Here is a 25,436-nt window from a genome sequence, read left to right on the forward strand (position 1 = left end):
GCCTATTGCTGCCTGAGCACGAACCCCACGCCGCGGACCGTGTGCAACAGTCGCGGCGCCCCATTGGCCTCCAGCTTGCGGCGCAGGTAGCCGATGAACACGTCGACGACGTTGGTATCGGCGGCGAAGTCGTAGCCCCACACCAGCTCCAGCAGCTGGGCGCGGGACAGCACGGCGGTCTTGTGCTCGGCCAGCACGGCCAGCAGGTCGAACTCACGCTTGGTCAGGTCGACATCGGCGCCGTTGACGCGGGCCCGCCGGCCGGGGATGTCGACTTCGAGGGGCCCGACCGAGATGGTCTCGGACGAGAACGTGGCCGTCGCGCCGCGCCGGCGCAGCAGCGCCTTCACGCGGGCCACCAACTCGGCGAGCACGAACGGCTTCACGAGGTAGTCGTCGGCACCGGCTTCCAGCCCGGCGACGCGGTCGTCGACCGAGCTGCGGGCCGACAGCACGCACACGGGCACGTCGTTGTCCATGGCGCGCAGTGCGGTGACGACGCTGACGCCGTCCAGCACCGGCATGTTGATGTCCAGAATGATGGCGTCCGGCCGGAATTCGGTGGCGCTGCGCAGGGCCTCGGCACCGTCGACCGCGGTCGACACCTCGAAACCGGACAGCCGCAATCCGCGCTCCAGTGAGGCCAGCACGTCCGGGTCGTCGTCGACTACGAGCAGGCGGGGAGAGGCGCTTCCGCTATCCATGGGCCTCATCTTGCCCGATGGCCATCCGTAATTGACGGAGGCACGTCTGGCAGCCACCATTCGGTGCTAGCATCCGGCGCTTATGGGGCCTGTGTCGCCGCGAGTCATCGTTCAACCCGATGATGGTGTGCAGCCGGTGCGGGATTTCATCGCATCGGCGCAGAAATCGCTGCTGATCAAACAATTCACGTTCACCGAGCCGTCCCTCGTGGCGGCGGTGATCGAGAGGCACCGGGCGGGCGTCGCGGTGCGCGTCATGCTCAACCCCGCCCGGTCCGGCGGGGACCGCGCCAACGACGACACGTTCGAGCAACTCTCGGACGCCGGCGTAAACGTGCAGTGGTCCAACCCGACGTTCTATGTGACGCACGAGAAGTCGATCGTGGTCGACGAGACGGCCGCTCTGGTGGCCACGTTCAATCTGTGCGAGAAGTACTTCACCCTCACCCGCGACTACGGCGTCATCACCACCGACGCCGAGCACATCGCACAGATCGTCGAGGTGTTCGACGCCGACTGGTCGCACACCGATTGGGAGCCGTCGTCGTACCACGGGCTGCTCTGGAGCAACTCGAATTCGCGGTACCACATGGCGAAATTCATCGACACGGCGCAACATCACCTGCGCATCCAGCATCCCAAGTACGTCGACGCCGTCATCCTCGATCACATCGCGGCGGCGGTGGGTCGTGGCGTGAATGTCCATGTGCTGTGCGGTGGCCGGCACGGCATCAGCGACTGGGACATCCTCGACACGTTCGCGTCACTGCGGACGCTGCGCCGGTTCGGCGCGAAGGTGCGTAAGCAGAAGAACCTGCGGGTACACGCGAAGCTGGTCATCGTCGACGACCACGAAGCCCTGGTGGGCTCGATGAACATCGACCGCAGCGCCTTCGACCTGCGCCGCGAACTGGGTGTCATGGTCGACGATCCGGAGGCCGTCGCGCAGCTGAGCGCGGTGTTCGAGTCGGACTGGGAGACCTCGCACCACTACGAGCCGCCGGACCCGCTCGACTCTTCGCAGCACCACGAAGACGACTTCCCGCATGACCCCGAGTTGGTTCATGAGTGACCAGATCGACTCGACGGCCCAACGGGTTTCGTTGTTCGAGTTGGTCCTGACGTTCAACCACATCGCGCTGGCGTCGTTCGGTGGCGGGTTGTCGGCCTGGTCGCGCGAGGTGCTGGTGGTGGAGAAGGGCTGGCTCGGGGACGCCGAGTTTCTCTCGGCCAGCACGATGTGCCGCATTCTGCCGGGCGCCAATCAGGTCAACATGGCGGTCTTCACCGGTACGAAGATGCGCGGCTTCTTCGGTGCTGCGGCGGCGGTAATCGGCTTGTGCGCCATGCCTCTGGTGATCGTGCTGGTGCTGTCGTTCGTCTACTTCCGGTTCAAGGAGGTCCCCGCCGTCAAGGGCGTGCTGCACGGCGCGTCGGCGGCCGCGGTGGCCCTGACCCTGACGATGGTGCTCAAGACCGGCCAGAAGTGCCTGACGGGCGTCGTGCCGGTCCTGCTGTTCGCCGGGGCCTTCGTGCTCAATGGCGTCCTGCGGTTTCCGCTGCTGGGGACGCTGGCCATCCTGGCGCCGCTCAGCCTGATCTGGGCGTGGCCGCGGGAGCGCGCCGCAGCGGCATCATGAGTGTCAGCGAGGAGCCGGAGGCGGATCGCGCGTGAGTTCTGCGGCCTTTTCCACTTATTCGCAGCTCATCGGGTTGTTCGGCATGCTGTCGTTGCTGTCCATCGGCGGCGGCAACGTGGTGCTGCCGGAAATGCACATCAACGCCGTCAACGGCAGGCACTGGCTGACCAACAGCCAGTTCGCCGACCTGTTCTCGATCTCCCAGACCGCGCCGGGGCCGAGCATCCTCATCGTGTCGATGGTCGGGTACGGCGCCGGGCTGAAAGTCGCCGGCATTCCCGGGGCGATCATCGGCGGCGTCATCTCCATGGTCGCGATGGTGGTGCCGGCCGCGACATTCGTCTACGCCATCACGCTGATCTGGCAGAAGGCCGAACGCTCGAAACTTCGCCGTGCGGTCGAGAAGGGGTTTGCGCCGCTGACGGTGGGCCTCATCCTGGCGGCGTCGCTGGTCATGAGCCGCGCCGCCGACCATGACTGGCGGGCGTACACCGTCACGGCGGTGTGCACCGTGATCTTCATGCGCACCAAGCTCAACCCGCTGATCGTGGTGGCTGCGGCCGGACTCGTCGGGTATCTGGGTTTCATCTGAACCGGTCAGTCCGCCGTGCCATGGGATTGTCGGTGGCACGTGCGAGCATTGAAGTTGTTGTGTCTGATGTAACCCAGCCCCTGCATTCGGCTCCGGCGATAGCGCCGGTGCCGCGGCGTCAGCGTGCATCGGCGGACTTGCTGCGCCTGCTGCCGTATCTCGGGCCGTACCGCGGCCGTTGGGGCGCCATGCTGCTCACCGCGTTCGTCGGCCTGGGCGTGACGGTGTCGATTCCGTTGGTGACCAAGGCGGTGATCGACGGCCCGGTCCGGCACCAGGATCAGCACGGCCTGTGGGTGCTCGGTTCGGCCGCATTGGCCCTGGGGCTTGTCGAGGCGGTGCTGTGGTTCATCCGGCGCTGGCTCGGGGCCCGCGCGACCATGGGCGTCGAGGCCGACATCCGCAAGGAGCTCTACGCGCGGCTGCAGATTCTGCCGATGTCGTTCCATCGGCGTTGGCAGTCGGGGCAACTGCTGTCCCGCGTGATGAACGATCTTGGCACCATTCGTCAATTCCTCGGGTTCGGCCTGCTGTTCCTGGTACTCAACACCATTCAGATCGTGGTGGTGACGGCCATTCTGCTGGCCATGTACTGGCCGTTGGGCGTGGTGGTGCTGGCGTCGGTGCTGCCCGTGACCATCACGATCTTCCGGTTCGAGCGGCAGTTCACGGTGTTGTCGAGGCAGGCGCAGGACCAATCCGGCCATGTTGCAACGCATGTCGAGGAATCGGCGCTGGGGCTGCGGGTGATCAAATCGTTTGGCCGCGAGGACTACGTCTACGAGCGGTTCGACGAGCGGGCGACGGCCCTGTACGACGCCGAGGTGGGCAAGGTGGCGGTGTCGGCGCGCTTCTGGGCGCTGCTCGAGGTCATCCCCAACCTCACACTGATCCTGGTGCTGGGATTCGGTGCGTACGCGGCCGGGCACGGCCTGGTCACCATGGGCACATTGGTCGCATTCATCACCATGATGCTCTCGCTGGTCTGGCCCATCGCATCGCTGGGCTACCTGTTGTCGATGATGCAGGAGTCGATGACCGCGGCCAACCGCGTTGCCGAGATCTTCGACGCCCCGGTGGATATCACTGATGGTCCGGTGCATGCGGTGCCGCGCGGCGGTCACCTCGAATTGCGCGACGTCGGCTTCCGCTTCCCGGACGCGGAGCCCGACGACTGGGCCCTGCGCCACGTGTCGGTGACGGTCGAACCGGGTCAGACGCTGGCGCTGGTCGGCGCGACGGGGTCCGGGAAATCGGTGCTGGCCGCGCTGTTCTCGCGGCTATACGACGTCACCGAGGGCGCCATCCTGCTCGATGGGCGGGACATCCGCGAGCTGTCGCTGCCTGCCTTGCGCCGCGCGGTGGCCACCGCCTTCGAGGACCCGACGCTGTTCTCCATGTCCGTCGTCGAGAATCTCACCCTGGGCCGGCCGATTTCAGGACAAGGCGCCGACGATCCCGCTACCGACGACGAGATTCGCGCGGCCGTCGACATCGCCGCCGCCCAGTTCGTCTACGATCTGCCGTTCGGCCTGGACACCCGCATCGGCGAGCAGGGCATGAGCTTGTCCGGCGGTCAGCGGCAACGTCTTTCACTGGCCCGCGCCATTCTCGCCGCGCCGTCGCTGCTGGTGCTCGACGACACCCTGTCGGCTCTGGACATGCACACCGAGGCCGAGGTCACCGTCGCGCTGCGGCGCGTGCTGAGGGCGGTCACCGGCATCGTGGTGGCGCATCGGGCGTCGACTGTGCTGCTGGCCGATCGGGTGGCGTTGCTGCAGAACGGGACCATCACCCGCATCGGCACGCACGCCGAGTTGCTGGCGCAGGCACCCGAATACCGGTATCTGCTGTCCGCCGACGACGAGCTCGACGACGGCGCCGAACGCAGCTGTGACTGGGAGCAGGACGCCGAGCGCGAACGCCTCGAGCAGCTCTATCTGGAGCAGACCGATGAGGCCGAAGAGGTGCGCAAGCGATGAGCGCTTGCGCGAAGAGCAGAGAACACCGATGAGCATCAATGATTGGCGCGGCCAGACGGTCGAGGTGGCCCTGGACCTGCCCATCGATGAAAGCCTGTCTCGGCGTCGCGAGGCCCGCGCTCTGTTGGGCTCGCTGCTGAAGCCGTACCGCGTCGCGGTCCTGCTGCTGGGGCTGGTCGTGGTGGTGGAAAACGCTGCCCGCCTGTCGGTTCCGCTGCTGGTGCAGCGTGGCATCGATCACGGTATCCCGCCGATCCTGCAGGGCGGACCGGCCCGTGAGTTGATGCAGATCGTGGCGGCCCTGTGTGGCGTCGTCGTGCTGCAGGCCAGTTTCCGGCTGTTCTTCCTGAACCGGTCGGGCCGCATCGGCCAGAAGGTGCTGCTGGAACTGCGCCGCCGGGTGTATCGGCAGTTCCAGCGTCTCGACGTGGCATTCCACGACCGCTACACGTCCGGCCGCGTGGTGAGCCGGTCCACCAACGACATCGAAGCCATCCAGACCATGCTGTCGACGGGTTTCGACAGCCTCATCACCGCCGTGCTCACCCTCGGCGGCACCGCGGTGCTCTTGGTGACGCTGGACCTGCGGCTCGGGTTGATGTGCCTGGGCGCCTTCCCGCTCCTGGTGCTCCTGACCGCCTGGTTCCGACGCGAATCGTCCAAGACGTACCGCACGGTCCGTGAGCGCGCGGCGCTGGTGATCGTCCAGTTCGTCGAAACCATGACGGGCATCAAAGCGGTGCAGGCCTACCGGCGTGAACCGCGCAACCAGCAGATCTTCGACGACGTCGTCGACGACTACCGCGCCATCAACGAACGCACCATGACGCTGCTCGCGGTGTTCATGCCCGCGGTCAAGCTGATCGGCAACCTCACCACCTCCATCGTGCTGCTGTACGGCGGGTACCTGGTGCTGCACGGCCGCATGACCATCGGCACGTTGACGGCCTTCCTGCTGTACCTGCGCATGTTCTTCGAACCGATGCAGGAGATTTCGCAGTTCTTCAACACCTTTCAGTCGGCGGCCTCGGCGCTGGAGAAGCTGGCCGGGGTGCTCGGACAGCAACCGGCGATCATGGATCCCACCGACCCGGCCACCCTCACGACGGTCAAGGGGGACATCGCTTTTCACGGTGTCAGCTTCGGCTACACCGCGCAGCGACCGGTGCTGCCGGAGCTGAATCTGACGGTGCCAGCGGGGCAGACCGTCGCTCTCGTGGGTGCCACCGGCGCGGGGAAGACGACCATCGCCAAGCTCATCGCCCGCTTCTACGACCCGGTCACCGGCACGGTCGCCCTCGACGGCATCGACCTGAGGTCCATCGCCCAGACCGAGTTACGTCAGCACGTGGTGATGGTGACGCAGGAGAACTTCATGTTTGCCGGCAGCGTCGCCGACAACATCCGGTTCGGCCGGCCCGACGCCACCGACGCCGAGATTCGCGCGGCCGCGGAAGCTGTTGGCGCAGAACGGTTCATCGCCGCGCTGCCCGACGGTTACGACACCGACGTCGCCAATCGCGGCGGCCGGCTGTCAGCGGGGCAACGGCAATTGGTGGCATTCGCCCGCGCGTTCCTGGCCGACCCCAAGGTGCTGATCCTCGACGAGGCGACGTCCTCGCTGGACATCCCGACCGAGCGCATCGTGCAGCGCGCACTGGCCACGGTGCTGGCGGGGCGCACCGCGCTGGTGATCGCGCACCGGCTCTCCACCGTGCAGTCCGCGGATCGGGTCCTGGTCCTCGACGGCGGGCGCATTGTCGAGGACGGTGCCCCCGACGATCTGGTCGCTCAGAATGGGCGATACGCGGCGCTGCACCGCGCCTGGATCGACTCGCTGGCCTGACCGGTCAGGGGATCAGCCGCAGCTGGCGGGCCTTCGACACCGCCTCGTGCCGGGTGTGGGTACCGAGTTTCGTTGCGGCGCTGCGTAAGTAACTCTTGACGGTCTCCGGCTTCAGGGACAGCCGCGCGGCGGCTTCGGTATTGGTGCAGCCCAACGCGATCTGCGCCAGCACATCGAGCTCGCGCGGGCTCAGCGGACCGACGGCTGCCGGCCCGCCGGCCAGGGCTGCGGCCAGCCGGTCGGCGAGCGCGCCGAGGACGCCCGGTGCGACGGGATGGCCACCGGCCGCCAGCCGCCGCAGCTCGGCATGCACCTGACGGACGTGTTCGGTGTTCACCGCCGTGTCGGCAGTCTGGGCCTGTTGCAACCGCAACCGGCGGTCCACCTCGTCGCGAATCGTCAGCTCGTCGGACAGCCGCCGTGCCGACGTCAGCATCAGGTCGACGGTGCGGCCGCCGAACGGTGCACTGGACCGGTAGGCGCCGTAGAGCACGGCCCGGGCCCGGCCGTCGACGACGACCGGCACCGCCAGTACCGACCGTATGCCCTCGGAGAGCACGGGCCTGTCGTAGTCGTGGGTGATGGACGGTGCATGCCGGTAGTCGGCCACCGCGAGCGGCTGTCCCGACACCATGCTGGCCCCGCCGAGACCGAACGCCGACCGCACCATCAGGCCGCGGAGCCCGCCGCCCCGGGTGCCGTAGAACTCGGTGAGCAGCAGCGCGTCGTCGTGCACCTGACCGCCGAACATCACCGGCACCGCGCCCTCGGTGCCGATTCTCCGCAGCTCAGCGCGCACCGCGTCGGTGTCGCGCGGGCGCAGCACAGAGGGGCCGGTGGTCACGGTCAGTACCCTCTTTCGGGGGTAGCGGGTGGATGGCTGTGACGTAGATCCTACGTTCATGCCGACAGACGCTGGGATCACGACCAACACCGAGCAGTACCGAGAGGCACGGGACCGTCTCGTGGCATCGATCGGTGACCACGCGCAGGCCGTCGATTCGTTCAGCTGGCCACGGCTCACCGGCACCTTCAACTGGGCCACCGACTGGTTCGACGTCATCGCCCGCAGCCCGGAACGGGCCGGGCAGGCGGCGCTGTGGATCACCGAAGAAGGCGGCGACGAGCGGCAGTACACCTTCGCGGAGATGGCCGACCGATCCGACCAGGTGGCGACGTGGCTGCAGGCGCTGGGTGTCGGCAAGGGTGACCGGGTCATCGTCATGCTGGGCAACCAGGTCGAGCTCTGGGAGTCGATGCTGGCGGTTGCCAAGCTCGGCGCGGTGGTGATGCCGACGACCGAAGCGCTGGGCCCGGCGGACCTGGCCGACCGGATCACCCGTGGCGGGGCAGGCTTCGTGGTGACGGGTGCTGCGGACGCGAACAAGTTCTCGTCCGTCGACGGGCAGTACACCGGGGTTGTTGTCGGTGATTCGGTGCCGGGCTGGCACCGCTACGCCGATGCGTACCAAGTGGTTTCGGCGGGTCCGTTCGCCGCCGTCACCGTGGTCGACGATCCGCTGCTGGTCTACTTCACCTCGGGTACCACCAGCAAGCCCAAACTCGTTGAGCATTCGCAGATTTCGTATCCCGTCGGGCACTTGACCACGATGGCCTGGATCGGGGTGTCGCCCGGCGACGTGCACCTGGCCATCAGCTCGCCGGGTTGGGCCAAACATGCCTGGAGTTGTGTGTTCGCGCCGTGGATCGCCGAGGCGACCATCTTCGTCTACAACTACAGCCGCTTCGACGCCGCCGCGCTGATGGGCCAATTGCGCCGCGCCGGTGTCAACACCTTCTGCGCGCCGCCAACCGTGTGGCGGATGCTGATCCAAGCCGACCTCGGCGCCAAACCCGAAGGGCTGCGCGAGCTTCTCGGTGCCGGTGAACCACTGAACCCCGATGTCATCGCGAAGGTGCAGGACGCCTGGGGGCTGACCATCCGAGACGGCTTCGGCCAGACCGAGACCACCCTGCTGGTGGGCAACGCCCCGGGCCGGCCGGTCAAGGCCGGTTCGATGGGTCGGCCGATGCCGGGCGTGCCTGTGGTGCTGGTGGATCCGGTGACCGGTGAGCAGGCCGACGAAGGCGAGCTCTGCCTGGAGCTGAGCGCGCAGCCGCTGAACCTCATGACCGGTTATCTCGGTGACCCGCAACGGAATGCGGCCGTCATGGCGGGCGGTTACTACCACACCGGTGACGTGGCCTCCCGGGACGGCGACGGCTACATCACCTACATCGGCCGCACCGACGACGTGTTCAAGTCGTCGGACTACAAGGTGTCGCCGTTCGAGCTGGAGAGCGTGCTCATCGAGCATCCCGCGGTGGTGGAAGCCGCGGTGGTGCCGCAGCCCGACGACACCAGGCTCTCCGTGCCGAAGGCCTACGTCTGCCTGGCTGCGGGCTGGAGTTCTGACGAGGAGACCGCAAGGTCCATCATGGAATTCGCCCGCGACCACCTGGCGCCGTACCTCAAGGTCCGCCGGGTGGAATTCGGCGATCTCCCCAAGACCATCTCGGGCAAGATCCGGCGCGTCGACCTGCGTACGCGCGAAGATCAGGCGCACGCGGCCGGCACCCCGATCGCGTCGGAATACCGTTACGAGGATTTGTTGAAGTGATGCTGAGCTACGACGCGGGGCCCACCGACACTCCGATCCTGGAAGAGACCATCGGAGCCAATTTCGAACGCACCGCCGCGGCCCATCCGGATACCCTGGCGCTGGTCGACCGCGCGCAAGGACTGCGGTACACGTACGCCGAATTGAACGCCGAAGTCGATTTGTTCGCCCGTGGATTGATGGCCCGTGGCATCGAGAAAGGTGACCGGGTCGGCATCTGGTCACCGAACTGTGCGCAGTGGATCGTGACGCAGCTGGCGACGGCCAAGATCGGCGCCATCCTGGTCAACGTCAACCCTGCCTATCGGGTACATGAACTGGCTTATGCGCTGGGCCAGTCCGGGATGCGGATGCTGATCTCGGCCACGTCGTTCAAGACATCCCACTACTCGGCGATGATCGAGGAGGTTCGTCCGCAGGTACCCAGCCTGCGCGACGTGGTCTTCCTCGACAGCGCGGATTGGGATCAGTTGCGCGCCGCGAGTGCGGCCGTCGGTGCCGGCGATTTGGCCGCCCGGCAGGCCACGTTGTCCAACGCCGATCCGATCAACATCCAATACACCTCGGGCACAACCGGATTCCCGAAAGGTGCGACGCTGTCGCACCGCAACATCCTGAACAACGGCTACTTCACCACCGAGGGCATCAAGCTGATGCCGGGCGAACGGTTGTGCATCCCGGTGCCGTTCTACCACTGCTTCGGCATGGTGATGGGCGTGCTCGGATGTATGACCCATGGTGCGGCCGTGGTGATTCCGGCCCGCGGCTTCGATCCCGCGGCGACGCTCGATGCCGTCGAATCCGAGCAGTGCGCGGGTGTCTACGGCGTCCCCACGATGTTCATCGCCATGCAGAACCATCCGTCGTTCGGCGACCGTGACCTGTCGAGCCTGCGCACCGGCATCATGGCCGGTTCGGTGTGCCCGGTCGAGGTGATGAAGCGTTGCGTCTCTGACATGCACATGGCCGAGGTGGCCATCGGGTACGGCATGACCGAGACCTCGCCGGTGTCCTGCCAGACCCTCATCGACGACGACCTGGACCGTCGCACCGCGACCATCGGCCGGGTACACCCCCACCTCGAGGTGAAGATCGTCAACCCGGAAACGGGTGAGACGGTGCCGCGTGGCGAGCCGGGGGAGTTCTGCACGCGCGGCTATTCGGTGATGCTCGGGTACTGGGACAACGACCAAAAGACCGGGGAAGCGATCGATTCCGAGGGCTGGATGCACACCGGCGACCTTGCGGTGATGCGGGACGACGGCTACTGCGCCATCGTCGGCCGCATCAAGGACATGGTGATCCGCGGTGGCGAGAACGTGTACCCGCGCGAGGTCGAAGAGTTCCTGTACACGCACCCGGACATCGAGGACGCGCAGGTGATCGGGGTGCCCGATGCGCGCTACGGCGAGGAAATCTGCGCATGGCTGCGGATGCGCCCCGGTGCTGCCCCGCTGGACGCCGCCGCTATCCGCGAATTCACCGCAGATCGGCTGGCGCACTTCAAGATTCCGCGTTACGTGCACGTCGTCGACGAATTCCCGATGACGATCACCGGGAAGGTCCGCAAGGTCGACATGCGTGCCGAGAGCATCCGCATCTTCGGGCTGGGGTGACCCGCTCGACGGGCAACCCCATGCCGGCGGCCACGCCGCCGAATTATTAGCGCGGTTTTGACGGCTACATCCGGCGCATGGTTGACGTTTACGTGCTGTCATTGGTGGGTATGGGTCTGCGCATCGGCCGCCCGGCATTCGGGCCGGCGGGGCAGATGTCGATAGGAGCGCACCATGACGGTTTTTCGTAAGGACGCTGTCCGCCGGGTAACGAAGTTTATGCGTCGGCGCGCCCATCTGACCCCGCAGGAACGCCACAATCTCGAGCTGTCGCAAACGCCCCTTGCGGTGATCTCGGCTTCGCTCGGAGCGCACCTCGATCGCTGATCCGCCGGACCGATGCCCGGCCACCGGGGCATGCATTCAACTTGACGGTGCCCGATCATCGGGTCTATCTTCCAAAAGTCAGCACCTCGCTAGGCGAGGCTCCTGAACGAACAAAAGCCACTGATCCGACGACGTCGAGAGACGCCCAGGGTCAGGACAGGTCTCCCCGGATTAAGGGGTTACCCAAAGTGGCTATCCGCCTCGGTGGATTACGTCGTTCAGTGCCGAAGCTCTGACGAGAGGGGTGTGCGTGGCGTCGAGATGCACCGGACCGTTATGGCCGGTGTGGACGCTGTGTCCTCCCCATGCGTGTTGTCGTAGTTCTGTGGCACAACTGTCCCCGGTGGGGGCCTGACGGCGAGGAGGTGAGGACACATGAAACCTGGCGACGGTCCGAGTTCCAGTCCGGAGCGAAAACCCAACTCCGACAATTTCATTTCCATCCTCCCGCGACCTTGCCGGCTCTTCATCGGCATGGCCGTCTGATCGACGGTGCCTGACGCAGGCTCGCGGGAATTATCCCTGCAGGAGACCTGTCATGACCGTATTCCGTAGTGCCGCAGTAAATCGCGTTGTTCGTCGGGTGAGCGTTCGCGCTCGGCTGACCCCGCAGGAACGGCACAACCTTCAGATGTCGTACACGCCGCTCGCGGTGATCTCGGCGTCTCTCGGGGCGCACCCCCACTTCTGATCCGCTAGGCCGCACGGTCCGCCCACCGATTCCGGTGGGCGGACCCCTGTTGTGCTGCCCTTTCCCGAGAGGAGTCTCGACATGGCCCTTTTCGCTCGTACCCCGCGCCCTTCTGGCGAAGCCTCAGCAACGCAACGTGATTCACCGAGCACCGCAGTGCTCGACACCGCGCACGTCGGCGACATCGTCGGCGCGCTCGGCACCATCCGCACCGACGAGACCAGCACCGGTCGCAGCCGCCGGCAGCGATTGAAGATGCTGCTGGTGGTGATGGGGCCCGGCCTCATCGTCATGGTCGGGGACAACGACGCCGGCGGCGTGGCGACCTACGCGCAGGCCGGTCAGAACTACGGCATGGCACTGATGTGGACGCTGGCGCTGCTGATTCCGGTGCTGTACGTCAACCAGGAAATGGTGGTGCGGCTCGGTGCGGTCGCCGGCGTAGGGCACGCCCGCCTGATCTTCGCGCGCTTCGGCAAGTTCTGGGGTGCGTTCAGTGTTGGTGACCTGCTCGTCGTCAACGCCTTGACCATCGTGACCGAATTCGTCGGGGTATCGATGGCGCTGAGCTACTTCGGGCTGCCCAAGTCGATCTCGGTGCCGCTCGCCGCGGTGCTGTTGTTCGCCGTGGTGGCCGGCGGTTCGTTCCGCCGTTGGGAGCGCTTCGTTTTCGCGCTGATCGCCATCAACATCGTGATCTTCCCGTTGGCATTCATCGTGCACCCGTCGGCGTCGGACACTGCGCGCGGCCTGATCCCGTCGTTCCCGGGTGGCCTGAACTCGACGCTGTTGCTGCTGATCGTGGCCATCGTCGGCACCACTGTCGCGCCGTGGCAGTTGTTCTTCCAGCAGTCCAACATCGTCGACAAGCGCCTGACCCCCAAGTGGATTCGTTACGAGCGGATCGACCTCTGGATCGGCATCGTCGTGGTGATGGTGGGTGCGGTGGCGATCATGGCCGCCGCCGCGTTCGGGCTCGCCGGTACCGGCGCGGCCGGCAATTTCACCGATGCGGGTGACGTGGCACATCAGCTGAGTCAGCACGTGTCTCACACCGCGGGCGCGCTGTTCGCGATCCTGCTGCTGGACGCGTCGCTCATCGGGGCCAATGCCGTCGGGCTCGCCACCACCTACGCGCTGGGTGACACCTTGGGCAAGCGCCACTCGTTGCACTGGAAGGTCAGTGAGGCACCGGCCTTCTACCTGGGTTACGCCGCACTCTTGGGGGTGGCAGCCGCGGTGTCATTCAGCCCGGATCACGTGCTGGGGCTGCTCACCCAGGGCGTGCAGGCGCTGGCCGGGGTTCTGCTGCCGTCGGCGACGGTGTTCCTGGTTCTGCTGTGCAACGACAGGGCAGTGCTGGGTCCGTGGGTCAACACCATGCGGCAGAACATCATGGCCGGCGTGATCGTGTGGGCCTTGGTACTGCTGTCCCTGGCCCTGACCGCTGCGACGTTCTTCCCGAATCTGACTGCCGCACAGCTCGAGTGGGGCTTCGGCGTCGGGGTTGCCGTCGGCGTGCTCGGTGGCGGGGCCATCGCTGGCGCGACGCTGCGGTCGCGGCGCACACAGCGGAAACAGGCCGCAGTGGAGGTCGCCGAGGAACTGGGTGGTCTGGACCCCGAGCAGGTGGAGGATCTGGATGAGCAACCGGACGATCGCACTGTCCGGAAGGCTCTGCTGAGGCAGGAGCGCGACGAGTTCCGCACTCCCGCTCTGGACACCCTGGATCGGCCGGCCTGGTCGCCGTTGCGGGTGGCGGGCATGGTGGCGCTGCGTGGCTACCTGGTGGTGGCCGTGGTGCTGGTCGGGGTCAAGGTCGCCGAGGCGATCGGCGGTTGAGAGCTGTCGAGGTGGGGTGTGGCTGCCGTGGTGCCGTGCCCCACCTCTGGGCGACGACTTTCAGCAGCTCAGAGTGAGTCGCGCGCGGGGCAGTGGGACGTGTCGCCGTCTTTGCAGGTGCACAATTCCGAGTGCCCGCGCTCCGGACCCCAGGCGGCAACGTCACCTACGGCGTCACGCGCAGCCGTGACGATCGACGCGGTCCCGGCCGCCACGCTCAGCAGCAACTCGATTTGGTTTGCCGACTGCAGTAGAACAACCAATTGATGCACTGTAAGCAGCCGAATTCCCATGCTGACCGTCCGATGCATTGCATTGCTGTGCTTATCTGGATTTGTCCCCGACGACTGTCGCACAGTACCGACGAATGCGTCAATTCCGCAAACAGGACGCGTCCCGAGGCAAGCCTGTGGCACAGCTGATCCGCAAGCCGGTTGGCGCGCCGGCACTCCGCGGCGTCAGGCCAGTAGCGGGCCCAATTGGGCTGCATAGTCCTGCAATACCGGAATCTGCCGCTTCAGGAGCTGTTCCTGTTCGGCCCGGCCGGACATCGCCACCGCGGCGACCAGGGTCGCGGCGGCGGATCGAACCGGCACCACGACGCAGGCGCAGTCGGCCCGCAGCTCACCGATCTGGACCGCGTATCCATGCGCCCTGATCTCGGTGAGCTGTTCGGCCAGCGCCGATCTCGACGTGACGGTGCGGTCGGTGAGGGCGGCCGGCGTGAGGCCGAGCAGCGTATCGGCGTCGTGTTTCTCGGCGAGCAACAACTTGCCGACCGCACTGGCGTGCAGGTGTCGGTTCAGCACTGATTCGTCTGCAGGCGGTGGGTATTCTCCGTCGGGGTCGGCAATACGCACCGAGGTGTTGGTGAAGTAGAACAGGTGCACGCCGAAGCGCACCGAGAGTCGCAGCTCGGCCAGCGTCTCGCGGGCCTTGGTGCACACGGTGGGGGAGACCGCTGCGTCGATCAGCAAGCCCATGCGCGGGCCCAGTGCGAACCCCGACAGGTCGGGTAGCCGCACGATGTAGCCGTCGGCGACAAGGAGATTCAGCAGCCGGTACGTGGTGGCCGATGGCATGGACAGGTGCTCGGCGATGTCTTTCGCGGTAACGCCGGTGCCGGCCACGGCGACGGCCTCGAGCACCTGCAGCGCGCTCTGCACCGCCTTGGGCTGGCGGCCGGACAGTGCACCGTCGGCCGGGCTCATCGGCGCACCTCCCACGGGTTGTAGTCGGCGAACACGTCACCGGCGACGGTCTCGTCGAACACCCCGACGCGGTCGGCCAGACCGGTAACCGTCCGGCGGCGCACCAGGAATGCCGCCAGACCGAACGCCAACAGGACGGAGTAGACCGCAGTGGCGATCCACACCGGTGACGCCACCGATAGCGCAGCCCAGATGATGATCGCGACCATGGTGGCGGCAGTGGCCGGCCCGACGATCATCGGGACGGTGGTGAGCTCGCCGATCCGGCGGAGGAAGGCCGGAGTGGCAAGACACACCAGCAGATACGCCACGATGTAGCCGTGCGCGGATACCGCGAGCAGGCCGATGAGAACGTCGCGGCTGGACTCCGCGGCGAAGAGGTAGCCGACCGGTACGGCCACGATCAGCGGCATCGCGATGCTGAGTGCGACGTGCGGGGTGCGGTACCGCCGATGGGCGCGGCCCATGGCGCCCGGCAGCAGACCCTCGCGTCCCATCGCGAACAGGGTGCGGGACAACGCCGTGCTGGAGCCGATCACGCAGGCGATCCACGACGCGGTGATGCCGAACTCCATCGCGATGGACAGCGCGCCGGCCAAGGTGTCGGCGGAGTCGGGTAGGGACAGCACGATAGGTGTCGACCCGGTCCGGGTGCGGATGGTGCCGGTGGTCTGCAGGACCGCGGCAAAGGTGTAGAGCGCGCCGAGGGCCAGCGGCGTCCAGCGGATGGCCCGGGTCACGGTGACGAACGGGCGCTGCGCCTCCCGGGCCACGGTGCTCGCGCTCTCGAACCCCACATATGAGGTGATGGCGAGCAGGAGGGCGAAGCCCAGTGCCGAATGTGGGGCCTCTGCAATCGTTTTCGAGGATGCGGCGGCGCCCGTGACCGCGCCGCCGAAGGCGATCATCAGCACCATGCCGGCCACCACGATCGCGAACAATTCGACGGCCAGTGAGATGCGCGCCGACAACCTGATGCCCCGGACCATGAGGATCAGCGCGCCGCCGCCGACCAGAATGGTCAGGCCGGCGATGACGGGTTTACCGCCGGGCACCCCGACCCGGCCCAGCAGGGCGGCGATGTAGCTGGCCGCGCCGAGGGCGCTGGCCATCGCCGCGGCGGCGTAGCCGATCACCAGTGACCACCCGGCCGCAACGCCGGGCACAGCGCCCAAGCCCTTGACGGTGTAGCTGTACAGCCCGCTCACGGCGACCATCCGGGTGGAGAACTGCGTGATGCAGTACCCGACGGCGGTCATCATGAGGGCCGTCAGGATGAACACCGCGATCGTGGTGCGGCCGGCGGCCGGCAGGACCAGCGCCGGGAGGGTGACCATCACCGCCGATGGGGCCACCGCCGAGACCGACTGCCCCAGAACCTGAGTGAAGGTCAGCTGTGCGCGCTGAAGCCCGGCGACCGGCGAGCGGCTGCGGATGGTTCGGGTGGGGCCCATTCGTCGGAAGGTAGCCGATCGCCACCGACCCCGGCAGCGTTGTCGGGTAAACATCGAAAATCTTCAAATGAGAATCGGAGCGGAAGAGCGCGGCCAGACATGGGCCGCCGATACCCGTTGATCGACACGAGCTGCGATTATCGGGCGGCTCGAATGAGAATGGCGAAGCCATGTCAAATGAGAATCAGAATTCGCCGAATACCCATTCGGAATTAGTGGTGACGCGCACCACATCGAGGCGTAAACATGGCTTCCATGACAGCCGCGCTCAGTACCGATCTGGACCCACGGACCACCGATTTCATTTCCCGTCCGCAGCAGATGTACGTCGACGGTCAATGGGTCGAGGGTCAACTGCCATAACGCGTTCGATACCGCGCTGCCATTCGGTGGCTACAAACAATCGGCCTGGGGCCGCGAACTCGGTGCGGGCGCCATTGCCGAATACACCCAGACAAAAGCCATCAACATCGCGCTGTAAATTTCGCCGTCGAATGAGAATTCGCCGCGCGGGCAATTCTCATTTGAACTCACCGAAGCCTTACCGTGCCGCAACCAATTCACATTCAATTCCAGCGAAGGTGTTGCCATGACAACTGACGCAGTTCTCGATGCCGGTCGAAGCGCCGGCGCTCAACCCAACCGATTGACGGGCCGTCTCGGCCCGGTGGCAATCGTGTTCATGGTCGTCGCCGCCGCTGCGCCACTGACCGTCGTTGCCGGCACGTTTCCCATCGGCATCTCCGCCGGCAACGGGGCGGCGTATCCGGCGTCGTACGTCGTCTGCACCGCGGTGCTGCTGCTGTTCGCGGTCGGCTTCACCGCGATGGCCCGGCACATCACCGGAGCCGGCGCCTTCTATACGTACATCGCGGGCGGCTTCGGCCGGCATGCCGGACTCGGCGCCGCGTTCCTGGCCCTGCTGTCGTACACCGCGGTGCAGGTCGGTGTGTACGGCTATATCGGCGCGTCCATCAACGAGCTCATCACGGCGCACGGTGGGCCGTCGATGCCTTGGTACCTCTATGCCCTGGTGATGATGGCGGTCACCGGCGTCCTGGGCTACCGGCACATCGAACTGTCGGGCAAGGTCCTGGGCGTCCTGCTGGTCTGCGAAGTCGGCATCGTGCTGGTGATCAACGCCGCGGTCATCGGGCATGGGGGTGCACAGGGGCTTTCGGCGGCAGTGCTGCACTCGGACAACTTCTTCTCCGGCGCCCCGGGGATCGCGCTGATCTTCGCGCTGGCCGGATACATCGGCTTCGAGGCCACGGCGGTGTTCCGCGATGAGGCACGTGATCCGGCGCGCACCATCCCACGGGCGACGTACGCCGCACTGCTGCTCATCGGGGGCTTCTACGCGCTCAGCAGCTGGGCGCTGGTCAGCGCCTGGGGTGATGCGGGCGCGGTCGACGAGGCGACGAAGAATCCCGCGACCATGCTGACCGAGACCGCCACCCGCTATGTCGGTGCGGTGGCCGGTGACCTGGTCCAGATCTTCTTGATCACAAGTCTTTTCGCCGCGCTGCTGTCGTTCCACAACGTGCTGGCCCGCTACATCTTCTCGCTGGGTAACACCCGGGCGCTGCCCGAGCGCTGCGGTCGGTCGCACCCGCGGCACGACTCCCCGCACATCGCCTCTTTCGCGCAGACCCTCTCGGCGCTGGTGCTCGTCGGAGCGTCGGTGGTGGCCGGACTGGACCCGGTGACGCAGGTGTTCACCTGGTTCGTCGGCGCGGCATCGGTGGGCATCGTGGTGCTGATGACCCTGACCTCGGCAGCCGTCATCGTCTTCTTCCGCCGCACCCGCCTCGATACCCGGCCATGGCACACCGTCATCGCGCCGAGCCTTGGCTTTGTCGGCCTGGCCGTCCTGTCGGTGATGACCGCGGTCAACCTGCCGCTGCTGGTCGGTGGCTCCAGCACCATGGCCGCGATCCTCGGCGTCCTGCTGGTCGGCGCCTTCGTCGGCGGCATCGTGGTCGCGGTCGCGCGGCCACACGCCGGAACTCAAAAGAACGAAAACCCTGATATCGCAAAGGAGATCGCACGATGACTGCCACTATTGAACCCCAGGTGACGACAGTCCCTGACCATCCGCTCACCCCACTGAGTGCCGACGAAATCCGCGCGGTCCGCCGCATCGTCGACGCCCACGGTCTGCTCGGCGAGAGCGTCCGCTTCGTGTTCGTCGCGTTGGAGGAGCCGCACAAGAACGATGTGCTGGCCTTCCGCCCCGGCGACGACATGGACCGCCGCGCCCGGGTGCTGCTGCTGGACCGGGCCACGGGGCAGGGCTCCGATCTGGTGGTGTCGGTGACCGAGGGCCGCGTGATCAGTGAGGTGACGATCGACAGCACGCGCGACGGTCACGTACCGATCCTGGACCAGGAGTTCGAGGACATCGAAGCGTTCCTCCTCGACTGCCCCGAGTGGATCGAGGCGATGACCAAGCGCAAGCTGAATCCGACTGACGTGCGGGCGGTTCCGCTGTCGGCCGGCGTATTCGGACACGAAGACGAGGTGGGCCGGCGCATCGTCCGGGTGCTGGCGTTCTACCAGTACGACGCGGCCGACCTGCCCTGGGCGCACCCGATCGACGGCGTGGTCGCCTACGTCGACCTCACGGGACGCAAGGTTGTCAAGGTGATCGATGAGATCGAGCTGCCGCTGCCCACCGAGCGTGGCGAGTGGGACGCCGCACCGCATGCCGTTCCCGCCCGCACCGATCTCAAGCCCATCGAGATCACGCAGCCCGAAGGCGCGAGCTTCACCGTCGCGGGCAACCAGATCACCTGGGCTGACTGGTCTTTCCGCTTCGGCTTCGATGTCCGCGAGGGTCTGACCCTGCACCAGTTGTCGATCGACGGGCGGCCGGTGGTGTACCGGGCGTCCATCGCCGAGATGGTGGTGCCCTACGCCGATCCGTCCCCGGTGCGGTACTGGCAGAACTACTTCGATCAGGGCGAGTACCTGTTCGGCCGCTACACCAATGCCCTCGAACTGGGCTGCGACTGCCTGGGTGAGATCAAGTACTTCGACGTCACCATCGCCGACGAGAACGGCGAGCCCAAGCTGATGAAGAACGCAATCTGCCTGCACGAGGAGGACTTCGGCGTGCTGTGGAAGCACACCGACATGTTCAACGGCATGGCCGAGGTGCGCCGGTCGCGTCGTCTGGTGATCTCCTTCTTCCTCACCATCGGCAACTACGACTACGGTTTCTACTGGTACCTCTACCTCGACGGCACCATCGAGCTGGAGGCCAAGGCCACCGGCATCGTGTTCGCGTCGGCTTACCGTGGGCCGGATGGCTTTTCCACCGAGATGGCCCCGGGCCTGGGCGCGCCGTTCCACCAGCACATGTTCTCGGCGCGGCTGGACATGGCGGTCGACGGGCTGACCAACACCGTCGAGGAGGTGGATGCCGTCGGCGTTCCGATGGGCCCGGACAACCCGTGGGGCAATGCATTTCGCCCGCAGAAGACCAAGCTGACCCACGAGCTCGACGCCATGCGCACCGCCGACAACCTCAAGGCCCGGGTGTGGCACATCACCAACCCGACCAAGCGGAACCGGCTGGGCCAGAACGTCGGCTACGCGCTGCACCCCGAGGGGCAGCCCACGCTGCTGGCCGACCCGTCGAGTTCCATCGCCAAGCGGGCGGCCTTCGCCACTAAACACCTGTGGGTGACGAAATACGATCCGGCCGAACGCTATCCGGCCGGCCAGTTCGTGAACCAGCATCCGGGTGATGGCGGCCTGCCGTCCTTCGTCGCGCAGGACCGCAACATCGAGGGCGAGGACATCGTGGTGTGGCACACCTTCGGGTTGACGCACTTCCCGCGGCCTGAGGACTGGCCGGTGATGCCGGTGGACTACGCCGGATTCAAGCTCAAGCCGGTCAGCTTCTTCGATCGCAACCCGGCGCTGAATGTGCCGCCGTCGCCGAAGAAGTCGCACTGCTGCAACGGCTGAGCGGAAATGAGCTGCCGGGCCTGGTCACCCCCGAAGACCAGGCCCGGCTTTTCCGCTGTCGGGACCAGCTCAGCGGTTGGCCAGCCCGGACAGTCGCCACGCCAGCTGGTGCTGCACGGCAGGGAGGCGGCCGATGAGCCCGATCGCCAGATTCCGGGTGGGGAGCAGTGGTCCCGGCAGCGTCGCCAGCCGGGTCAGCCGGTCGGTGAGGGCGATGACTTGTTGCGCCAAGGGGCGCCGGGCTGCGCTGTAGTCGTCGAGCGCCGCGTCGCGTCCGGTCGCCAAAACCGTTGCCAGGGAATCGCTCAACGCAAGGGCGTCCTGGATGCCCAGATTCATGCCTTGGCCGCCGGCCGGGCTGTGGACATGGGCGGCGTCGCCCGCGAGCAACACCCGACCGGCGCGGTAGCTGTCGGCGACGCGGTGGTGCACCCGGAACCGGGATCCCCATTCGACGTCGGTCACCGTGACTCGGCCTGGCCCGAAAGCGCGGGTGTCGAGCAGTTCCTGGACGAAAGCGGCGGACGGGTTTTCGGGCGCCGCGTCGACGGGCGCGACGATGCGGTAGGTGCCGCCGGGCAGTGGAGCGACGACCGTCATACCGCTGGCCGCCCAGAACAGGATCACCTCGCTCGCCGTGACATCACCGGTGAGGCGGACGTCGGCGAGGGCGAAGGACTGCCCGTACTGTCCGCCACTGAACCCGATCCCCGACTGCTCCCGGACGACACTGTGCATGCCGTCGGAGCCGACGAGGTACCGCGCCCGGATCGTCTCGCCGTCATCGAGGTGTGCGGTGACGCCCTCGCCGTCCTGGGTGACACGGGTCAGGGTCTTGGGTCGGAGAACCTTGCCGCCGAGTTCGGCCAGGCGGTCCAGCAGCACCCGCTCGGTGGTGCATTGCGGCACCATCAAGCTGTAGGGGTATCGGCTCGGCAGTGTGCTGAAATCGACCGGGATCAGCGTCTTGTGGCCGTCGCGGATGGTGAACCGCGGGGCGTGAATACCCAGCTCAACGAGGCGTTCAGCCACGCCCAGTTCCTCGAGTACCTCGAGTGTGCGGGCATTGACCACCGCGGCGCGCGAGGTGTTGGCTCCGGCTGCCAGGCGGTCGACCACGAGGGCGTCGACGTCGCGGGCCTGTAGGGCGGCGGCGAGGGCGAGTCCGGTGGGGCCGGCTCCGACGATCAGCACATCGGTGTCAGTCATCTGTGTCTCCTTCCGCGTATGCCAACAGTTGTTGGCATAGCCATGGTTGCGCGTTTCGGTATCGAAGTCAACAAGTGTTGGCATACAGTTGTTGGCATGCGTAGATCGTCAGAGGAGACCAAGGCCGTGATCCTGGCGGCGGCCCGGGAGAGGTTCGCGACGACCGGCTACCAGGGGGCGACCATCAGGGCCATTGCCGCGGACGCGCACATCGATCCGTCGATGGTGATGCGCTACTTCGGCAACAAGGACCAATTGTTCGCCGCCGCAGCCGAATTCGATCTGCGGTTCCCGGACCTGTCAGACGTCCCCAGGGCGGAACTCGGCGCCGCATTGGTGGCGCATTTCCTGGACCGCTGGACCCAGGACGAAGGCCTCATCGTGCTGCTGCGCTCATCGACCACGAATGCCGACGCGGCGGGGCGGATGCAGAGCATCTTCGCCGACCAGCTGCGGCCCGCCATCGCCCGGCTCAAACCCGCCGACCCGGCGCGATGTGCCGGCTTGATTGCCACGCAGGTACTCGGCATGGCGATGTGCCGGTTCGTCCTAAAGTTGCCGCCGATCGTCGCGATGAGCGACGGCGACCTCATCCACTGGCTCGCGCCGACGCTGCAGCGCTACCTCGACGAGGCCTGAGCCAGGCGACGGATCAGGCCTCGATCTCGCCGGCGATCCGGCGTTCGATCGCCGCGCGCGTCACCGCGGGCAGAGCGATGAGTCCGTCGAGTTCCCGGCGGGCCTTGCTGTACGCGTTGTGCCGCTCGCTCGGGGTGGCCGCCGGATCGGACGCGACCCGTAGCAGGTGCTGGGCCCGGGCCAACCGCCCCTGGTCCTCTGCGGAAAAATCGCTGCGCCGCCGGCGGACCGCCTCGGCCTCGGCGACGTCGAACGCCGACGCGTATTCATGGACGGCGTCTCGGTATTCGATCTGGGCGTCGCGATCGCCGGCCAGGTCGTCGGGAGTCGACGGGCGCAGCAGGTCGGCGCGGCTCTTGGCCTTGTGGAAGGCAACGGTGAGCGGGTCCCGCAGGTTCGTCATCGTCGGAAAGTCCAGCAGCTTGGCGACGTCCAACTCGTAACTCAGCCACCGGCCGTCGGTGTCGTCGTGCTGGGCCAGCACCCTGCTGATGGCGCGCCGTTCGGTGGCGGCGTCGACGCGGCCCCGTCCCGCCGCTTCGGCGACGGCGATCTTGGTCTGCTGCTTGATGCGGTAGCGCTCGAGCCGGCGTTCGGCGCGCCGATCGTTCGCCACCGCAATGGCCCGAAGAGCACCGCCGATCACCCCGCTCAGCGGAAAGATCAGCCACCAGAAGTGCATCGCCGTTTGCACCCTGTCCAGCATGCCATCGCGCCGACTCAGCTGTCGGGTACACCGATCCGCCGGTAGCGCTGCAGCCGCACCCCGAGTCGCTGGGCGGCGGGCACGGTGTGCAGCGCGTGCAGCTCGGCGGCGATGGTGGCCGCCAGCCGTTCGGTGAATCCGACCGGATTGTCGGCGGCGTCGGGATCCTCGGGCACTATTACGTCGACGATGCCGGCCTTCAACAGGTCCGCAGACCGAACTCCTTGGGCGGCAGCAAGTTCGGGGGCATGGTCGACGTCGCGGTAGACGATGGCGCTGGCGCCTTCCGGCGGCAGCGGAGCCAGCCAGCCGTGCTGCGCGGCGAGCACCCGGTCGGCCGGGACCATCGCCAGCGCCGGGCCGCCGCTGCCCTGACCCAGGAGCACCGACACCGTCGGGGTGTCGAGCGTGACGAGTTCGGCGAGGCACAGCGCGATTTGACCGGCGAGACCGTCCTCCTCGGCCTGGCGCGACAGCGCGGGCCCCGCGGTGTCGATCACCAGCACCAGCGGCAGCTGCAACCCCGCTGCCAGCGCCATGCCGCGGCGCGCCTCCCGCAGCGCGCGTGGCCCGACGAGGCCGCCGATCACCCGGCGCTGCCCGACCACCACCGCGGGCTGCCCGCCGAACCGGGCCAGCGCGAGCAGCGTCGTCCCCGATTCGCCGCGCCCGGTTCCGGACAGCAGCACCCGGTCGGTCGCGCCGTGCGTCAACAGGTAGTCCACGCCCGGCCGGTCCGCCCGCCGCGACGCCTCCACGGACTCCCATGCCGTGGTTTCCGTGATTTGTGCACGATCTGGGTCGCTGGCCGTACCTTTTCGTGCACAAATCCCGGGTTCGGGCGGGTCGGTGACGACCGTCAGGACCCGATCGATGACGCCACGCAGCTTGTCCAGCGGCACCACGCTGTCGATCACCCCGTGGGCGAACAGGTGCTCGGCCGTCTGCACGTCGTCGGGAAACGGCTCGCCGTAGAGCTGTTCGTAGACGCGCGGCCCGAGGAAGCCGATCAGGGCACCCGGTTCGGCGGCCGTGAGGTGCCCCAGCGACCCCCAGGATGCGAAGACCCCGCCGGTTGTGGGGTGCCGCAGGTAGACGAGGTAGGGCAGGTGCGCTTTCTTGTGCAGCTCGACGGCCGCCGCGATCTTCACCATCTGCAGGAACGCGACGGTGCCCTCCTGCATGCGGGTGCCGCCTGACGATGGCGAGGCGATCAGCGGCAATCCGAGTGCGGTCGCGCGCTGCACCGACGCCGTGATCCGCTCCGCGGCGGCTACTCCGATCGACCCGGCCAGGAAGTCGAATTCGCAGGCCAGCACGGCTACGCGTCGGCCGGAGACGGTGCCCTCACCGGTCAGGACCGACTCGTCCAGACCAGTGCGCAGCGTCGCGTCGGCCAGCTCGGCGCGGTAGGTATCGCTCACCGCGACGTCCAGCGGCGGTCCGTCCCAGCTGTGGAACGATCCGTCGTCGAGGATGGCGTCGAAGAACTGACGTGCTCCGGTCCGGCTCACCCGGTCAGGCTAATCGGCTCCCTGCCCGCCCCGGTCCACACTTCGTCGTTTCGCACCCGGCGCCTGGCCTCGACGGCCTGGTCCTGGACCCACATCTCTTCGAACCGCTGCCCCTTCGGTTGCCGCCGGACACGGTTCATCGCCCGGCTGAGCCACGCCGGCGGCATGGCCGGCTCGTACTGCGGCAGTGCGGTACTCAGCGAGTACAGCGTCTTCAGCACCACGAATACCCCGAACATCCGGGTGGGCGAGTTGCTCACGGCGGCGGCGAAGATGCCGAAGATCAGCGCGAGATGCACGACGCCGACCCGGCCGAAGCTCCGATTGGCCGTCTGCTCCAGCACGCCGAACGACCACCGGCGCAGGTACGGCACGTCCACCAGGAAGTCGATGACGGCAATGACAAGGATCTGCAGGCAGCCGATACCCGCGCTGCGCCAGTCCAGACCCACCAGCTCGGCATTTCCGTTGTGGCTGAGGATCAGCAGGATCACTGCGATGAAGACGCCGTGCGCCGCACAGAAGACGGCGTTGATGAAGAAAAACCCCTTGATGAAGGAACCGGGCTTGGCCTCGGTCCCGACTGCCCCTCGCGGCCGCACTGGCCCTTTCGACCGCGGCGCTTCGTACCGGAAGTGGCCGCGGCGCGGGTTCCACCGTTGCTGCAGGACGCCTCGGGCGTAGATGAACAGCAGTCCGGCGACGGTCTCGAACCAGTAGACGATCAGTGTCATCGCCGCCGACCAATCCTGCGAGAACCAGCCCACCGCGGGGATCGCGTTGGTCGCGACCAGCGTCAACAGGTGGGCGATCTGATTCGCCCTGGGCTGGTCGGGCGAGGTAGGCGGCACGCGCCAATCGTTG

20 protein-coding genes, 1 pseudogene and 1 riboswitch are annotated in these 25,436 nt (G+C 66.9%); of the genes and pseudogenes, 13 read left to right on the forward strand and 8 right to left on the reverse strand.

Going from position 1 to position 25,436, the window contains the following annotated elements; all coding sequences use genetic code 11:
* Positions 1–2: 2 nt before the first annotated feature.
* Complete coding sequence (locus ACX12F_RS03245; RefSeq protein WP_020098913.1) at positions 3–704, reverse strand: response regulator transcription factor; 702 nt, start codon at positions 702–704, stop codon at positions 3–5.
* A gap of 82 nt (positions 705–786) precedes the next feature.
* Between ACX12F_RS03245 and ACX12F_RS03250 the strand changes: the two genes are divergently transcribed.
* From ACX12F_RS03250 to ACX12F_RS03270, 5 genes are all read left to right on the forward strand, one after another.
* Positions 787–1,776: a phospholipase D-like domain-containing protein gene (locus tag ACX12F_RS03250; RefSeq protein WP_459368265.1), complete on the forward strand. Its 990-nt coding sequence runs from the start codon at positions 787–789 to the stop codon at positions 1,774–1,776.
* Positions 1,769–2,344 (forward strand): chromate transporter, encoded by a 576-nt coding sequence (locus tag ACX12F_RS03255; RefSeq protein WP_459368266.1) that lies wholly within the window; start codon positions 1,769–1,771, stop codon positions 2,342–2,344. The genes ACX12F_RS03250 and ACX12F_RS03255 overlap by 8 nt, the downstream gene beginning before the upstream one ends.
* A gap of 82 nt (positions 2,345–2,426) precedes the next feature.
* A complete protein-coding gene (locus tag ACX12F_RS03260) occupies positions 2,427–2,936 on the forward strand; it encodes a chromate transporter (RefSeq protein ID WP_459370228.1) in 510 nt (169 codons plus the stop codon).
* A 59-nt stretch (positions 2,937–2,995) separates the two neighbouring features.
* Complete coding sequence (locus tag ACX12F_RS03265; RefSeq protein ID WP_459368267.1) at positions 2,996–4,918, forward strand: ABC transporter ATP-binding protein; 1,923 nt, start codon at positions 2,996–2,998, stop codon at positions 4,916–4,918.
* 28 nt (positions 4,919–4,946) lie between these two features.
* Positions 4,947–6,764 (forward strand): ABC transporter ATP-binding protein, encoded by a 1,818-nt coding sequence (locus ACX12F_RS03270; protein WP_459368268.1) that lies wholly within the window; start codon positions 4,947–4,949, stop codon positions 6,762–6,764.
* A gap of 4 nt (positions 6,765–6,768) precedes the next feature.
* On the opposite strand, the gene ACX12F_RS03275 is transcribed toward ACX12F_RS03270, so the two are convergent.
* Positions 6,769–7,608 (reverse strand): LuxR C-terminal-related transcriptional regulator, encoded by an 840-nt coding sequence (locus tag ACX12F_RS03275; protein WP_459368269.1) that lies wholly within the window; start codon positions 7,606–7,608, stop codon positions 6,769–6,771.
* 76 nt (positions 7,609–7,684) lie between these two features.
* On the opposite strand from ACX12F_RS03275, the gene ACX12F_RS03280 reads away from it, so the two are divergent.
* From ACX12F_RS03280 to ACX12F_RS03295, 4 genes are all read left to right on the forward strand, one after another.
* The gene (locus ACX12F_RS03280; RefSeq protein ID WP_459370229.1) at positions 7,685–9,385 is read left to right on the forward strand and encodes an AMP-binding protein; all 1,701 of its coding nucleotides are present in this window, start codon (positions 7,685–7,687) and stop codon (positions 9,383–9,385) included.
* Complete coding sequence (locus ACX12F_RS03285; protein WP_459368270.1) at positions 9,385–11,001, forward strand: AMP-binding protein; 1,617 nt, start codon at positions 9,385–9,387, stop codon at positions 10,999–11,001. The genes ACX12F_RS03280 and ACX12F_RS03285 overlap by 1 nt, the downstream gene beginning before the upstream one ends.
* 174 nt (positions 11,002–11,175) lie before the next feature.
* Positions 11,176–11,328: a hypothetical protein gene (locus ACX12F_RS03290; protein ID WP_459368271.1), complete on the forward strand. Its 153-nt coding sequence runs from the start codon at positions 11,176–11,178 to the stop codon at positions 11,326–11,328.
* Between the two features lie 78 nt (positions 11,329–11,406).
* Positions 11,407–11,579, forward strand: a riboswitch (M-box (ykoK) riboswitch).
* 521 nt (positions 11,580–12,100) lie between these two features.
* A complete protein-coding gene (locus tag ACX12F_RS03295) occupies positions 12,101–13,861 on the forward strand; it encodes an NRAMP family divalent metal transporter (protein ID WP_459368272.1) in 1,761 nt (586 codons plus the stop codon).
* A gap of 458 nt (positions 13,862–14,319) precedes the next feature.
* Here ACX12F_RS03295 and ACX12F_RS03300 read toward each other — a convergent pair whose 3' ends face one another.
* Together ACX12F_RS03300 and ACX12F_RS03305 are read right to left on the reverse strand one after the other, a co-directional pair.
* The gene (locus tag ACX12F_RS03300; RefSeq protein WP_459368273.1) at positions 14,320–15,072 is read right to left on the reverse strand and encodes an IclR family transcriptional regulator; all 753 of its coding nucleotides are present in this window, start codon (positions 15,070–15,072) and stop codon (positions 14,320–14,322) included.
* A complete protein-coding gene (locus tag ACX12F_RS03305; RefSeq protein ID WP_459368274.1) occupies positions 15,069–16,526 on the reverse strand; it encodes an APC family permease in 1,458 nt (485 codons plus the stop codon). The genes ACX12F_RS03300 and ACX12F_RS03305 overlap by 4 nt, the downstream gene beginning before the upstream one ends.
* Before the next feature lie 349 nt (positions 16,527–16,875).
* Between ACX12F_RS03305 and ACX12F_RS03310 the strand changes: the two are divergent.
* The 3 genes and pseudogenes from ACX12F_RS03310 to ACX12F_RS03320 all read left to right on the forward strand — a co-directional run.
* Positions 16,876–17,007 (forward strand): annotated as a pseudogene (locus tag ACX12F_RS03310) (aldehyde dehydrogenase family protein); the annotation flags it as partial.
* Between the two features lie 108 nt (positions 17,008–17,115).
* Positions 17,116–18,582: an APC family permease gene (locus ACX12F_RS03315; RefSeq protein ID WP_459368275.1), complete on the forward strand. Its 1,467-nt coding sequence runs from the start codon at positions 17,116–17,118 to the stop codon at positions 18,580–18,582.
* The gene (locus tag ACX12F_RS03320) at positions 18,579–20,504 is read left to right on the forward strand and encodes a primary-amine oxidase (RefSeq protein ID WP_459368276.1); all 1,926 of its coding nucleotides are present in this window, start codon (positions 18,579–18,581) and stop codon (positions 20,502–20,504) included. Before ACX12F_RS03315 ends, ACX12F_RS03320 begins: the two co-directional genes overlap by 4 nt.
* A 69-nt stretch (positions 20,505–20,573) precedes the next feature.
* Here the strand turns inward: ACX12F_RS03320 and ACX12F_RS03325 are convergent, their stop codons facing one another.
* The gene (locus ACX12F_RS03325) at positions 20,574–21,713 is read right to left on the reverse strand and encodes an FAD-dependent monooxygenase (RefSeq protein ID WP_459368277.1); all 1,140 of its coding nucleotides are present in this window, start codon (positions 21,711–21,713) and stop codon (positions 20,574–20,576) included.
* A gap of 96 nt (positions 21,714–21,809) precedes the next feature.
* On the opposite strand from ACX12F_RS03325, the gene ACX12F_RS03330 reads away from it, so the two are divergent.
* Positions 21,810–22,352 carry a TetR/AcrR family transcriptional regulator gene (locus ACX12F_RS03330; RefSeq protein WP_459368278.1) on the forward strand — a complete coding sequence of 181 codons (543 nt, stop codon included), beginning with the start codon at positions 21,810–21,812 and terminating at the stop codon, positions 22,350–22,352.
* Positions 22,353–22,365: 13 nt separating this feature from the next.
* Here ACX12F_RS03330 and ACX12F_RS03335 read toward each other — a convergent pair whose 3' ends face one another.
* Genes ACX12F_RS03335 through ACX12F_RS03345 form a run of 3 tightly spaced genes read right to left on the reverse strand, consistent with a single transcriptional unit; the run spans position 22,366 to position 25,423 of the window.
* A complete protein-coding gene (locus ACX12F_RS03335; RefSeq protein WP_459368279.1) occupies positions 22,366–23,058 on the reverse strand; it encodes a hypothetical protein in 693 nt (230 codons plus the stop codon).
* Positions 23,059–23,072: 14 nt separating this feature from the next.
* Positions 23,073–24,572 (reverse strand): carboxyl transferase domain-containing protein, encoded by a 1,500-nt coding sequence (locus ACX12F_RS03340; protein WP_459368280.1) that lies wholly within the window; start codon positions 24,570–24,572, stop codon positions 23,073–23,075.
* Positions 24,569–25,423, reverse strand: coding sequence for a DUF6498-containing protein (locus ACX12F_RS03345; RefSeq protein ID WP_459368281.1), 855 nt, complete (start codon positions 25,421–25,423; stop codon positions 24,569–24,571). Before ACX12F_RS03345 ends, ACX12F_RS03340 begins: the two co-directional genes overlap by 4 nt.
* Positions 25,424–25,436: the final 13 nt, after the last annotated feature.

The sequence above is a fragment of the Mycolicibacterium sp. HS_4_1 genome, assembly GCF_054515875.1.

Excerpts from the sequence above, each read along its gene's own strand:
- ACX12F_RS03315 (WP_459368275.1), top strand. The coding sequence starts at position 17,116 with ATGACAACTGACGCAGTTCTCGATGCCGGTCGAAGCGCCGGCGCTCAA.
- ACX12F_RS03255 (WP_459368266.1), top strand. The coding sequence starts at position 1,769 with ATGAGTGACCAGATCGACTCGACGGCCCAACGGGTTTCGTTGTTCGAG.
- ACX12F_RS03245 (WP_020098913.1), bottom strand. The coding sequence starts at position 704 with ATGGATAGCGGAAGCGCCTCTCCCCGCCTGCTCGTAGTCGACGACGAC.
- ACX12F_RS03250 (WP_459368265.1), top strand. The coding sequence starts at position 787 with ATGGGGCCTGTGTCGCCGCGAGTCATCGTTCAACCCGATGATGGTGTG.
- ACX12F_RS03330 (WP_459368278.1), top strand. The coding sequence starts at position 21,810 with ATGCGTAGATCGTCAGAGGAGACCAAGGCCGTGATCCTGGCGGCGGCC.
- ACX12F_RS03260 (WP_459370228.1), top strand. The coding sequence starts at position 2,427 with ATGCTGTCGTTGCTGTCCATCGGCGGCGGCAACGTGGTGCTGCCGGAA.
- ACX12F_RS03305 (WP_459368274.1), bottom strand. The coding sequence starts at position 16,526 with ATGGGCCCCACCCGAACCATCCGCAGCCGCTCGCCGGTCGCCGGGCTT.
- ACX12F_RS03290 (WP_459368271.1), top strand. The coding sequence starts at position 11,176 with ATGACGGTTTTTCGTAAGGACGCTGTCCGCCGGGTAACGAAGTTTATG.
- ACX12F_RS03295 (WP_459368272.1), top strand. The coding sequence starts at position 12,101 with ATGGCCCTTTTCGCTCGTACCCCGCGCCCTTCTGGCGAAGCCTCAGCA.
- ACX12F_RS03285 (WP_459368270.1), top strand. The coding sequence starts at position 9,385 with ATGCTGAGCTACGACGCGGGGCCCACCGACACTCCGATCCTGGAAGAG.
- ACX12F_RS03335 (WP_459368279.1), bottom strand. The coding sequence starts at position 23,058 with ATGCTGGACAGGGTGCAAACGGCGATGCACTTCTGGTGGCTGATCTTT.
- ACX12F_RS03325 (WP_459368277.1), bottom strand. The coding sequence starts at position 21,713 with ATGACTGACACCGATGTGCTGATCGTCGGAGCCGGCCCCACCGGACTC.
- ACX12F_RS03270 (WP_459368268.1), top strand. The coding sequence starts at position 4,947 with ATGAGCATCAATGATTGGCGCGGCCAGACGGTCGAGGTGGCCCTGGAC.
- ACX12F_RS03300 (WP_459368273.1), bottom strand. The coding sequence starts at position 15,072 with ATGAGCCCGGCCGACGGTGCACTGTCCGGCCGCCAGCCCAAGGCGGTG.
- ACX12F_RS03320 (WP_459368276.1), top strand. The coding sequence starts at position 18,579 with ATGACTGCCACTATTGAACCCCAGGTGACGACAGTCCCTGACCATCCG.